The sequence below is a fragment of the Terriglobales bacterium genome (assembly GCA_035764005.1).
In the GTDB taxonomy this organism is placed as follows: Bacteria; Acidobacteriota; Terriglobia; order Terriglobales; family Acidobacteriaceae; genus Gp1-AA112.
On the sequence record DASTZZ010000022.1, the window covers coordinates 15389 to 27946 of the forward strand.

Consider the following 12558-nt stretch of genomic DNA (forward strand, 5'->3'; position numbering starts at 1 on the left):
CTTCTAAGCTGAAAGTGCCGTCTAGAAATGCTTCCTCTGCAGCTCCTGCTCAATCGCATCAAGCGTGCGCTGCATCTGTGCGAGTCGTTGATCGAGCATGCGATCGCGAACCTCCTGCTCCGGACGCGGTACAACGTCGCGATCGAAGCGCTGCTCCAGCTTGCCTTGATTCTTCTCGACATCGGCCATGCGTGCTGAGAGTGTAGCGAAGTTAGCGACCCATCCGCCGATGAGCACGAGCACGAGAAGCAGCGTGTGCGCGTTGGGCTTGGGCAAACGCGGAATTACAGAATTCTTCTTTAGACTCATTGATTGCTCCTGCGAAGACCGGGAAGAGCGAACACGAAGTTCACGAAGGCAACAGAAAGAGGTCACAAAGAATTTTTTCGTGACCTCAATGTGTTCCCTCCGTGACCTTCGTGTTCGCCGTTCCGGTGTCGGGTTTACTGCGGTTCGACTTCCACCGTCACATTCACTCCGCTCGCCTGCGTGGTGCAGCCGGAGGCGGTGTACTGCAACTGGATGGTGTCGCCGCTCGCAACAGAAAAGTTGGGATTGACGAGACTGGTATTGCCTGCGCCGTTGGCGAGCGTAGCTGCAGACGTATTCGAGCTCTGCGCCACGTCATGCACGAAGAACTGAATCGACGAAGTGCAACCGGCGGGCGCGCCGGTCGCGATTCCAAAGATGCTGACGATCTTCACCGGCGCGCTGTTGGTCCACTGCGCAAAGGTGATGCCGGTGTTGTTGGTAGTGCTGCTGAGATAAGCAGTCCAGGGGATACGTGGGTTCTTCGTCATATTGCCGTCGCCGTTGATGTTGAGCGACGGAACTGCAAGTCCGCTTCCACCGGTAAGCGTGAGCCCTTGTGCCGAAATGGGACCTTGGAAGGTCGCCCCACCGGTCGAATCGGTGCTCACCGGCGACGCGCCTGCAGCTCCGCCGACCGCGTCGTTGTAGCAGACGGTGTTGCTCGCTCCCGCGACCATCTGATCGGCGGCCACTGTCGCCAGCAGCTTTTCCGCTCCCGTGCTGGTCGATTCGTAGATCGCGTACTGCTGCGCTCCGGCGACGGGCACGGCGCAGGCCTGATTGACCGCGGAGCTCGAAAGGGAAGCTGCCTGGCTGGCGCAGCTCGTTTCCGATGATGCTGGCCCGACGATTCCTGCCACGACTCCGGCGAGCTTGTAAAAGTACGTCGTCGATCCCGAGCCGGAAAGCTTGCTGCAGGTCGGCGAAGTCGGCGAGCCGATGGAGTTAACGAGCAGCTCGCCGAAGATGCGGTTCTTGCCCAGCACCGTCGTGTTGTTGCATTCAATCGAGTCCGGATCTCCGCCGAAGTAGATCATGTCGGTATGGCAGCGCTGTCCTTGTCCGACGTTGAGCGTCCAGTCGCGCTTCACCCATTGCGAGTGGCGGAAGTCGGGATACGTGAGCTGCAGGTTCTTAAAATTCGTAATAGGCGGATCGGGGACGTTGGCGGAAACGTCCGGCCCGTTCTGAACCAGATTGGGACCATTCGCCGCTCCGGCAATATACCAGTTCATGTTCAGCGGCGCCGTTGTGGCAGGAAGAGTGCCGAGCACGTTGGGCATGATGTTCTGATCGCCTGCCAGAGAGATGTTCGGACCGAAGTTCATGCCGCTGAAGTCGATGATCGTGCCGCTCTTGATCGTGCTCGACGTCGCCTGCCAGTTGATCTGTCCGTGCAGGAAGATCGAAATGTTATCGACAGCCGAGGTCTGCGCATCCCCGCAGAGGAAGCGGTGCCCGGCCTCGGAGGTGTAGTGCTGCAGATCGAGCACAATTCCCAGGTTGGTCCCGCTGTAAGCTGTATCGCCGAGCACGATGTCGCAATCGGAAGCATTGGAAATATCGGCATCGCGCACGGCCATATTGGCGTTGGCCTTGATGCCAACCGCGCAGCCGTCACACATGTAGCGATCGAGCAGCAGCTCGGCGGACTGATTCGCGTACTGGTAGAAGCCGATATCCGCGCCGACGACCATGTTGTTCGTGAACATCATCTGGTCGTTGTTCGCATTCGGCTGATCGAAGAAGAAGCCGTACTGGAACTGCGCGCATTGATTCAGCGTAAACGATCCGGTGAAGCAAGCGTTGGCTTCAGGATCGCTGCCGTTTGCGCCGCCCGTGTACCAGGGACCAATGATGTTGTCGAGAAATCGGTTGTACTGATTGTTGTGGTTGGTCGTCGAGCCGCCCGGCTGCTGGAGTCGAATCGCAGCTCGCTGCTTGTTCCCTGAGACGCTGAAGATGTGAACGCCTTTCAGGCTGCTGAACTGCGCGCCGGCCATGTAGATGGCATCGGTCGGACTCGAGTAGTTCGTGTTTGCCAGAAAGAATCCGCAGCCTTGCTGTGCATTCGCCGAGCTGAGATTGCCCGGACCGGGCGAGACCAGATCAATGGCTTTGTTCACAATGTTGATCGGGCCGGAGGTCATGTAGAGCCGTCCGCAATAGACTGAAATGGGATTCAATCCTTCGTCCGTATTCGGCGCGAGCGCCTGCAGGGCGGAGTTGATGTTAGCCGTGTCGTCTGATCCGTAGAGCATCGAGAGGCTGCTCCCGGTCACGGAAGGCGCGATGTTCGTCGCGAGTACGATGGTGGTCGAGTTGGTCACGCTGGCGATCGTTCCGGCGAGCGCAAGAGACGGGCCAGAAGTGATCGTGATCGAGGGCGTACCTGTGCAGCCCGATCCACCATAAACGACAGTGATGGAAGAAACCGTGTTGGCTGTGGCGTAGTTCGATCCCGAGAGGTTGACCTTGAGTTCCGGATTGTAGGTACAGGTGAGGCCGCTCACTGTCGCCGTCGGACGAGTGAGATACCCGCTGCCGGCAGCAGTCACAGTTGGCGTAGTGAGTGCGCCGCCCGAAAGCGAAGTCGTCGCCGTTGCACCAGAGCCGTTTGCCCGAGCGCCGAAGAGCACGACCAGCTTTCCCACATCGGCGCTACCGAAGTTCGCGCCTGCGCACGAAACCGTGTAACTGGATGCAATCGCACTGCAGCCGGCGTTCAGATAAAACGCGTCGCCCTTGGCAAAGTGATCGAGGTTCAGCCAGGGCGAGATCGGAATCCAGCGCGTCTGCGGATAGTTCTGCACGAAGACGCCGCGCTGCTTATCGCTCACCGACTGAAAAGTTCCGTAAGCCGCGCTCGAACTCAAGGCCGAGTACGCCGAGCTGTCAAAGACATACGTCCCGCTGATGCTGCCGGTCACGCTGAGATTGCCGTTCACGGTGAAGTTGCCCGGCGTGCTGACCGCTCCCGGAGCCGTTACCAGTCCCGGATACTGCGGCGCGTACTGATCCAGATTGAAGCTCGCGCCGGAAAAAGAAACTTGGGTGTAGTGCAGCACAAGCTGTCCCGTGGCTGAATCGGTGACAGTCACGCGATAGTAGATGCCCTGCGGCTGCGTGTTCTGCGGATTGGGCACGAGCAGCGACGCCGACGATCCATTCGTGACCGGCACACAGAACGGACGCGCCAGCACCTGTCCTCCACCGCCAACCTGGAAGCTGATCGGAATGTCGTTCTGATCGGTGCCGAGAAAACACATGCTCCCCGCAGCCAGCTTCTGCTGGTTGAGATCGGTGAGGTTCGAGGCCGAAACGGTGGTCCAGTTCTGCGAGAAACAGGCAATTGGCAATAAGCAATAGGCAATAAGCGCAAGAATGCGTTTCATCGAAAGCTCTTTAGGTTTTAAGGTTTAGCTGAGTGCCGAATGCCGAGTGCTGAGTGCTGGTTTTGTGCTAGCTCGGCAGCTTCATGCAGTGGCCGACCACTGCAACGAGCCGATCGCATACATCCATCGTCGTATGTCCTGGCCGGACTCCATATCTCTGCAGCCTGATGGCATGATCGTCTGTGATCGGCTGATTGCGCGTCGCATCGGGCAGCGGCTCGACTCCTTCGCGTGCGAGAAACCGCTGCTCATGTCCGGGATCGGGAAACCGCGCCCAGCAGATCACGTCCCGCCCTGCGGGATCGATCTGGTGCGCGCAGGCATGAAACGGCTCTTTTGAGGCTGCTGCGTGAAAAACGCTGATGGGAAGAATGTAGTAGCCGGAAATCATGATTTCTCAACTGAGTGAAATCGCCTATACTCAGCAGCCATTCATCTGGAGTGTCTCGTCGTGCTACAGTTCGCACGTGAAACAAGTTTTGTTCGGTGCAGTCTTGCTTCTGCTAGCATCCACGACACCGCTTTGGTCAGACAATATTGATGCGGGTGCGCACTTCACAATTGGCAGCAATCGGAATCCATTCACCAATTCAAGTATTGCCGCCGGCATTTACTTAGACCCAGCATTGTTCTCGGTTTGGTTCCCCAAGCTGCCCAGCATTCGGACACAAACGTTCGACGTTGGTATTGGCTTTGACCGAGTCCAGCAGCGAAATGGAGTCACAGCAGACTTCCGTTGGCGCGTGCCAATACTCCGCTGCTACGGATGGGAGTTCCGGTGCGGTGGCAAGCGTTTCTGGCTTATGGGCATACCGTCGATTGGGAAGAGGTGGGGACAAGGCGGATTAGGAGGATTCGCAGCAGGGCAAGTGCAAGCCGTGTTCGACCTCTCCAAAGATCTGGCCTGTTGCCGACTGGCAGTTGGTTACCAGCACAGGTTCCCTTTCGATTCGGCTCTTCGCCACGACAACGCTTTTACGCTTGAGTTGCGGACGTTCATTGGATTTATCGACCGTGCCCGTTCGACACCCCGTCCCGGCACGTGATTGGCGAAAAATCGCAGTTACAGTCATCAGCCGATTCCAGGAACCAGGAGGTTCAGCCGCGCTCATTCGAGCCCTCAAAAGAAAACGCGCTCGCGGCCGCGAGTGTTAATCGTGTCCAATACCGAAATCCTTTGCCGATTGTCATCCTGAGCCCCTCTTCTGGGCGAAGGACCTCCCGGAATGCATTTAGTCTTGAACGCTCTGTCCTGGCTCCTTCACGAGAATCCGGCAGCGTTGGCCGAAGAGCCAGGAAAGAGCAATTAAGTCCCAGCCATTGCGGGAGGTTCTTCGGCCAAGAACGGGCCTCAGAATGACAGACCGTTAGGCGCGTGGAGCGAGGATTAAACCTTCCTCAAGCTCCCTCCCAATCCCGTAAACGTCGCCATTCCCGAATTGGGAGTTGTCACCGCAATCGCGCCATCGGACAATGGAATGCGATTCAATCCGCCCTGCGCGACTGCCGCTGCTTGCGATCGTGACGTGAGCGCGATCGCAGGCGAGCCTACTCCTCCACCAACAAACTGCACCGCATCAAGCCCCAGCGAATTCACGATCAGCGACTGATCAACATACGGATAGAAGTAGTACGTTGTATTCGCGCTCAATCCTGTCACAGCCAGCAATCCAAACTCCGCGTAGCTGGGCGTGCCGTCGTCGCGGTAGAGCAGCAGCGAACCGGAGCCGTTGGTGCCGTTCCAATAAAAGGTGATGCCGGTCGGCGTGGCGACTGCCGAGAAGATCGGCGGGAGCCACGTTGCCTGGCGGACGCCTCCGCCGAAGCTGCCGCTGATCGTGAACTGATACGCCGTGGCATTCGCCAGCGACTGCTCCATCAGTTCGAATTTGTTGAAGCTGGTGAACTTCAGATAAATCGTCTTGCCCACCAGCGTGGGATCGAATTCATAGACGAAGACGGCATCATCAAGCCGCAGGAATGCCGAGCCTGCGCTGTGCGCGCTGATCGGCGAGCCGAGGCTTCCGCGCCGCAGATACGTGAGGTTGTACTTGTTCGCGCCGGTGAGCGTGGCGGTCTCGTAGGTGATCAGCTCGCCATCGACGTAGCACAGCGTGTGGTACTGGTCGGCGTCGGCTAGCGTGCCGCTGGTAAGCGTGCCGGCGCTCTGGCTCAGATCGACCGCGAGCGTGTTGGTCACATCGGGATCGGCTCCGCTCGCAAGCGACGCAGTGAGCGCGCCCATGCGCGCCGCGCCATGAATCGTTCCGATCTGGCGATAGCTGTTGCCGTCGATCGAGAGCCACAGATGGCATCCGCCCCAATTTGGGCCGCCGCTCACGCCCATCCACAGCTCGTAGGCGGTCGAGAGCGACATGCGGTTGTTCGCCTCGAAGACGATCGGCGCATTCACGCTGCCCGGATCGGCCTGCTGATTCGGAGCGAATCCCGCGCCGGAAGAATATGGATAGGCGGTCGGAGTCGCCGTGCCCCAGGGAAAATCTTCGGCTTCGAAATCCAGCTCGCCGTTATCGTTTTCCTTGATTGAGGTAATGCGAACCGGATGCTTGCTGAGTCCCAGATTGGAATCGGTGAGCGTGACCAGGTCCATCGGTTCGAGCAGGATGTACTGCCATCCCAGCGTGAAGCGGTAGCTGTTGCCGCCGTCGATGTACACCGAGCGCAGCCGCTTGTGGTTCGCGACCTTCTTCGCAACCGTCGCATCGGTAATCGCGTGCGCCTGGCGCGGCGTGCCCGACTTGAGTCCGTAAAGCGCGATGCCGGCGTCGTCTTTGTCCTCGGCGATCTCGACGTTGTAGGAGTTCGCGCGATTCACGAACTCGATCTTCACGTCATTCACGGCGTCGGCGCGCGACTTGCGCGTGACGATTACCGGATCGTCGTTCGATTTACGGATGAAGTCGCGGTCGCTCAGGTCATAGACCGGTGCCGTATCGGGGATGAAGATCGCGCCATTGGCGATCGTGGTCGTATCGCCAAAGCTCTTCAGCTTCAGCACGCCTTCCGACCAGATGGCCGCGCCGTTCGCCAAGTCAGCCAGATCGTCGATGATCGCCGCCGCCGTCTGCTGCGCGTCGATCACGGGAGAGAAGAGGAGTCCGTTGGCAATCGCATATGCCGAGAAATTCGAGTAGTCGCCGATCAGCGTACTCGGCCAGCTCGCGCCGTAGAAGGGATTCGTGAGCAGATCGTTGATGATCGCGCCCGGCTCGGCATCGGTGATGCCGCCGCCGAACGGCAGAAGCCCGAGAACTTCGTACGTATAGTTTGGCAGCGAGCCCGAGCTGCCCAGGTCCATCGCCGACGCGGCGACGTAGGCGATGCCGTTGTACCCAAGATCCTGCCCAGGATGATTCGACGTGAGATACGGCCATGGCGACTGCGGACGCGTTCCCGTGAACAGAGTCAGCGCAAGCTGCTGCAGAGGCTGTCCGTTGGAGTTCGAATTTGGGACAGCATAGACGTAGGTAATCGTGACCTGCTTGCCCGCATCGGCCGCCGAGAGCGCGAATGTCGCCGTCGCAGGATTGAGCGTGTACTGTCCGGCAGCAGGTGAACTCGCCACCAGCGACATCGGCGTCTTCTGCGTTCCCGCAAGCGTCACCGGCCCATCGGAGCCGAAGTCATTCGCGACCACCGAGTACGCATCGGCCCGCGCCACTCCGTAATGCGCAACGTAATTCGCATGCTGCGCAACCTGATAACTCCCGCCACCGGTCGGAACCGTGAAGTTCTCCGAAGCCGCAACCAGCAGCAGCGTGCCTTTCGTGTCCCAAACATTGCATAGCTGCTGAATGGGCCCTTCGCACAGCGCAATCGCCACGGCAGCGGTGTACGTGTAACTCGTAGTCCGAGTCGTGCCGCCGCCGAGCCCTTTGCCGCCAGTCGCCTGTTTCGAAGTCTGCGCGATCGGCGTGAAGTCTCCATACCAGATCAACTTTCCCGAAATGCGATTCTGGCCGTAAACGATCGGGATCGCCTGGCCGTAGGAGGCGGTCTGTACGCGTAGCGTGTGCAGGACTGTGGGTTGCTGGGCTACGGGGCGCTTGGGTGAGAACAAAGACATGAGTTATCCGGCAAGAGAAATGCTAGAGACTGCCCAATTACATAAATCAGCAGCCATTCACTGCATTTCGTATGAGCGTTTTGACGTTACCTTCGTGTCACGTGCAAAGAGGCACGATTGGATTTCAGAGACTGTCATAACTAGAGTTATTGCTGTTTATCAGGAGCTGGTTCCTTGCCCGCCGAGCGCTCACAGCCGCCCGCAAGACGCAGAAACAGATGGCCCCTATTGGGCTTTGTGATTGTTGGCCTCGGGGCAGCGCTTTGGGCTACCTATGCATTCCGAACTCGGACCATAACCTACGAGATGACGTGGGTCGCGGGAAAGGATTCAGAATCCACCAACCTGGCGCCCTCAGTTGATAGAGAAGGTAACCAGAAAATCATGCTTCTTTTTCCAGAAAATCATGATTGCTACCTTTTTGTGTATTCAAATGACTTCCTGGAGTATTTGAAATCCAGCAATCGTAAAACCATTCCAGTCACCCTTCGGGAAACCTACAGCTATGGACGGCCTGCTTATTTCGAAGTAAAGCGATTTGGTGATTATCCTAAGCCTGTCGATATCTTTGGTCTGGGCAGAACTGGTAATTACACGTATTGCTGGTAATCGATGTTTTGCGGCAGGTTTTCAATTGCCGCTTGAACCACGCGAAAGAGTCTTCGTTTCCGGCCCACCAACATTCCGTCGTTCTCTCCCTCAGACAAAATCACGCCATGTTGCACGACAGCATGAATAATGACCGGCCAGTCGACGACAATCGCGCCGTGGCTCCAAGTCCGCCCAAACTGGTACAAGACGAAGTCGCCAGGCTCCGGAGGCGCGTGGCCGCGCAGCTCCAAAGCTCGCTGTTGCACGATTTTGAGATAAATCTCCTCCGATCGATGCAGATGCCAATCCGGCGGGTAGAACGGGATCTCGATGTCGCCGATCAGCCCTGCCTCGCGATAGACCTCGAGCGGGAACATCGCGCAATCCACGCCCACGCCTTTAATGCGGCCCATGTGGTGATACGGCGTTCCTAGCCAGGAGCGTGCGATTTCGCGAACACGATCACGAGTGGACTGACTGGACGAAGTGGACGAGGTGGACTGTCCATGAAGTCCACCGTGTCCACTAAGTCCACTGACTCCACTCACAACGCGGTTTCCGGCGCAGGCACATAAGGAAATCTCCCGAAATTTGCAAGATTCGAGAACTTCGCCGTGCACGTCGCCTGCGTCTTATCGCACCCGGGATAGATCGTGAACGTGTCGCCGATTGCCGGCGCTGTCGGCAGCGGCACGAAGAAGTACACCGTCCCGCCGGAGTTTGTGTATGTTCTCACCGCGGCGACGTGGCCGTTGTTTGCGCCTGAGGTGAAGATTAGCTGGCCGTTGTCGAAGTAGCTGTCGGCTTGCGTGAGATTCGTGATCAGCTTGTTGACCGTGCTGCCCGCCTGCACAGTTCCGTTCACGGCGAAGGCGGATTTGTTCAGCGTGCATCCGGCGTCGAAGAGCGTGTGCATGCACGTGGGCTGCAGGATGTTGCGCGGGAGCTGGATGTTCAGGTCTTCGACTTTGCTCTTGCAGGTGAACTTGGCCATCGTGCGCGAGAGCTGATCGAGATCGCCGATGTTGCCGACGAAGCGAATCACCATCCCTTGCTGGTTGAGCGCCGAATCCATGAACAGCCGACGCACCGTGATCTGCGCCTTGTCGAAGTCGCCGCGCGCGATCTTCTGCAGGATGGGCACGCCGCCGATCAGGTCGGAAGGGCTGGCGTGAATCTCGAGGCTGAGAGTTCCGATTTTGGAAACGCCGATTACTTCTTCGACTGCTCCACGCCTGAAGTTCGGCGGGCCGGAGAGATACGTCGTGCCGCCGACTTCGAGGCTGCGGTCGAAGGGTATGTAGTGGAGGGCGGTGCCGTCCGCGAGCGTGAGGTCGTAGAGTTCGGCCATGATGAACTCGGTGTTTGCGGCGAGCCAGGTGATGAATGCGGGTGTGGCGGATTTCATGATGTTTATCCGTCTTGTCATTCCGAAGCCGCGCTTTTTGCGGCTGAGGAATCCCTACTGAGCCGAAACTGTATGGGTACAGTAGGGATTCCTCACTTCGTTCGGAATGACAAATCAGGAGCGTTCGGAATCACAGCGTTAGAGCCGTACCTCGACTAACTCCACCTTCTTGCACTCCCAAAGCAAATACATAAAATTCCCAAACTCCAATTCATCCTGCGCGAAGCGCACGCGCCAGAGCCATTGAAAATCCGCCGTGACTGCGGCTCCGCTCGCCGGCGGTGACGCGAAGCTCACGATCCCGTTCGCGATCGTGTAATCCACGCCTTGCGTCTTGCGAACGCCCGCGACGTACACGGTCGCGCTCTGGCCTGCGGGGTTCTGCACTTGCTCGAGATAGCCGACGATGTTGCGTGCCAGTTGGAAGCTCGTCGTGCTGCCGTCGCCTGTGCCGATCGGCTGTCCCGAAATGGTCGAATCGAGCGGCTTGCGCGTTAGCTGCGCGAGATCGATCAGAAACGAATCGAATGAGCCCTGCCTCGCGAGAAAGAAGCCGACGAGTTGCTGCAGTTCGGAGTATCCGTTGGCATCGACGTGCTGCGCGTCATCGCGCAGAAATTCATACGTGAGCGATATCTTCCACAGCGGCGCGCTCCAGAACGCCGAGCGCACCTCGCGTCCGCTTGTCGCCTGCTGGATGCCGGTCGAGAACGTGGGAGTGAGCGTGTAGTCCCAGGCCAGGCCGCGGAGATCGGGAAATTGTGCATTCGACATTTTTTCTGTCTTGTCATTCCGAACGAAGTGAGGAATCCCTATTGCTTTTCTTGAAGCGTGGGATTAAAAATTTCGCACGCCTGACCCACTTCCTCAATGCATCATCGGAACAATGGCTGAGCCGAAATACGCGATAAAAGCCCTATGGACGTCGATGATCGAGCTGCTTCTTTGCTGGAGCATTTTGTTTGCCTTCATGCCAATAAGCTCCGGTGAGCACCACAACATCCTCTCCATGAGAGGTCCAACTGGCCATGGCGAATGCCGATTAATCTCAGGCTTGCAGCTTGGGTGTTCCTTGTTGGGCAATTCCTGTCAGTAGCATTCGCCATTACCGCATTGGTTAGACGAGAGCCTGCTCTTTACACGTTCTGGGCATTTCTATTTTTTGTATTAGACCTGTTTGTCTGCGGAGTGTTCATGCGGGTCTGATGTTGCCGATATACGCGCAGAGCAGCATGGGCATCCGTAGGGATTCCTCGCCGCAAAAGCAGCGGCTTCGGAATGACAAACCGTTGGCACTTAGAACTTTCCGTGTCTCCAAGCTCGCTTAATCACCTGCACCAGCGCATCAGCATGCTCATGCAACCGGCCTTCGAAGCTCTTTGAGTCTGTCGCGGAGACTGAGAAGTTGATGTGCATGTTGCTGCCGCCGCCTTCGTCATCGGTGATCATCTGCGACAAGCCTGATGACAAGCTCGCCGGCAAAACCATTTCGTTCTTGTGAACGAAGGCTAGCGAGTCATCGGGCACGATGCCGCCGGCGGCGAAGGCGTTCAGGGCTTCGAAGCCGAGGATGTTGCTGTAGGCGTCGGCGGCTACGGCGGGAGCCATCGACCATCCCACAATGGGAATTGCGGCCGCCGAGGCATAGGCCGCTGCTGCTCCATCTGCTGCCGAGCTTGCGATGTTTGCTGCCGACGCGGTCTTCTGCGAGGCGATGCCGAAGACCTGCATGAACGTGTGCTGTGCTACCCACTGCGCGACCATGCGTTCGAGCATGCGCAGGAAGTCGGCGAGGATCTGGTCGAGCACGCGCGCGATGTTCTGCTGTAGTGTCCGCGAGCTGCTGCTCATCTGCGTAACCGTGTTCGCAAAGCCGCGATTCATGGTCGTGAAGACCATGTTCCATTGCTGGCTCTGATCGCGGACCGTTGCGGCAGTGATCTTCTGGATCTCGGCGCTGGATTGCTGGAACTGCTCGCGCATCTGCTGCGCGGCTTGCGCGGAGGCGTCGGTGGTTTGGCGCAGGGATTGGGGCAGCGAGCCGTTATCGAAATTGAGGTTCATGAAAAAGATTGAACACGGAGGACACGGAGGTCACGAAGGTGTGTTTGGTCTTCAGCGCCGGAGGCGCGAAATGTGAAAGCCCAGCACGAAGTGCTGGGCTAGAGTCATTTAGAATTCGAGTCCCGGAGGGACGGTACTCACACTGTCAGAAATGAGATTTTCAACACAAGTGTTCTTATCCGTAATTGTTGGCATCTTCTTTTCCGGCGTTCTTTTAACGCTCATACCGCAAACTCCTGCGGGACTCGACACCTCATTCGGACGCGCGCTGGTTGCGCTTCAATATCCCGGAATGTATCTCGGAATGGTTCTTTGGGGAGTCCACTCCGCCACGCAACTCCAGATAAATGCAACGATGACTATCGTGAACGGGCTTATCTATGCTGCCGTGTTGATCATGCTGTTTAGAGTTCTTTCTCGTGGTTCCTCGAAGTCGGAACGATGATTCAAACCTGATGTTCAAGTCACAAATAAGTGTCGTCCCTCCGGGACTCCGTCATTTCTGTTGGTCGCCCAGGACTTTGTCCTGGGCTTTCACCTTTCGTGCCTCCGGCACTTGGCTTTGCGTTCGCGTTGCCGGCATGGTGCTGTAGTAGGTTCCTGATCGGCTCCGGTGGGGATGAAGATACCCTTCCGCCGGCGCCTGCGACAGCACTCAGCAGATCTCCCGACGTTCGCTTCTTCCGCAAAGGTCGCGCGCG

At 57.7% G+C, this 12558-nt stretch carries 11 protein-coding genes; 3 read left to right on the top strand and 8 right to left on the bottom strand.

All coding sequences use genetic code 11. The features are described from left to right. Window positions 1-21 precede the first annotated feature (21 nt). From VFU50_03785 to VFU50_03795, 3 genes are all read right to left on the bottom strand, one after another. Window positions 22-309 carry a hypothetical protein gene (locus tag VFU50_03785; protein ID HEU5231957.1) on the bottom strand — a complete coding sequence of 96 codons (288 nt, stop codon included), beginning with the start codon at window positions 307-309 and terminating at the stop codon, window positions 22-24. Window positions 310-443: 134 nt separating this feature from the next. Further along, the gene (locus VFU50_03790; protein HEU5231958.1) at window positions 444-3707 is read right to left on the bottom strand and encodes a hypothetical protein; all 3264 of its coding nucleotides are present in this window, start codon (window positions 3705-3707) and stop codon (window positions 444-446) included. 67 nt (window positions 3708-3774) lie between these two features. Beyond that, window positions 3775-4098, bottom strand: coding sequence for a hypothetical protein (locus VFU50_03795; protein HEU5231959.1), 324 nt, complete (start codon window positions 4096-4098; stop codon window positions 3775-3777). Between VFU50_03795 and VFU50_03800 the strand changes: the two genes are divergently transcribed. Further along, window positions 4097-4753, top strand: coding sequence for a hypothetical protein (locus VFU50_03800; GenBank protein HEU5231960.1), 657 nt, complete (start codon window positions 4097-4099; stop codon window positions 4751-4753). The genes VFU50_03795 and VFU50_03800 overlap by 2 nt on opposite strands. 341 nt (window positions 4754-5094) lie before the next feature. Here the strand turns inward: VFU50_03800 and VFU50_03805 are convergent, their stop codons facing one another. Next, window positions 5095-7794 (bottom strand): phage tail protein, encoded by a 2700-nt coding sequence (locus VFU50_03805; GenBank protein ID HEU5231961.1) that lies wholly within the window; start codon window positions 7792-7794, stop codon window positions 5095-5097. A 306-nt stretch (window positions 7795-8100) separates the two neighbouring features. Here VFU50_03805 and VFU50_03810 point away from each other — a divergent pair, with 306 nt between their 5' ends. After that, entirely contained in the window at window positions 8101-8403 is a 303-nt protein-coding gene (locus VFU50_03810) for a hypothetical protein (protein ID HEU5231962.1), read from the top strand. On the opposite strand, the gene VFU50_03815 is transcribed toward VFU50_03810, so the two are convergent. The 4 genes from VFU50_03815 to VFU50_03830 form a co-directional block, all read right to left on the bottom strand. Then, a complete protein-coding gene (locus VFU50_03815; protein HEU5231963.1) occupies window positions 8385-8933 on the bottom strand; it encodes an NlpC/P60 family protein in 549 nt (182 codons plus the stop codon). The genes VFU50_03810 and VFU50_03815 overlap by 19 nt on opposite strands. Further along, the gene (locus VFU50_03820; protein HEU5231964.1) at window positions 8930-9793 is read right to left on the bottom strand and encodes a DUF2163 domain-containing protein; all 864 of its coding nucleotides are present in this window, start codon (window positions 9791-9793) and stop codon (window positions 8930-8932) included. The genes VFU50_03815 and VFU50_03820 overlap by 4 nt, the downstream gene beginning before the upstream one ends. Window positions 9794-9931: 138 nt before the next feature. After that, complete coding sequence (locus tag VFU50_03825; protein HEU5231965.1) at window positions 9932-10567, bottom strand: DUF2460 domain-containing protein; 636 nt, start codon at window positions 10565-10567, stop codon at window positions 9932-9934. Between the two features lie 522 nt (window positions 10568-11089). Continuing rightward, entirely contained in the window at window positions 11090-11857 is a 768-nt protein-coding gene (locus tag VFU50_03830; protein HEU5231966.1) for a hypothetical protein, read from the bottom strand. Window positions 11858-12008: 151 nt separating this feature from the next. On the opposite strand from VFU50_03830, the gene VFU50_03835 reads away from it, so the two are divergent. Next, window positions 12009-12302 (top strand): hypothetical protein, encoded by a 294-nt coding sequence (locus tag VFU50_03835; protein ID HEU5231967.1) that lies wholly within the window; start codon window positions 12009-12011, stop codon window positions 12300-12302. Window positions 12303-12558 lie beyond the last annotated feature (256 nt).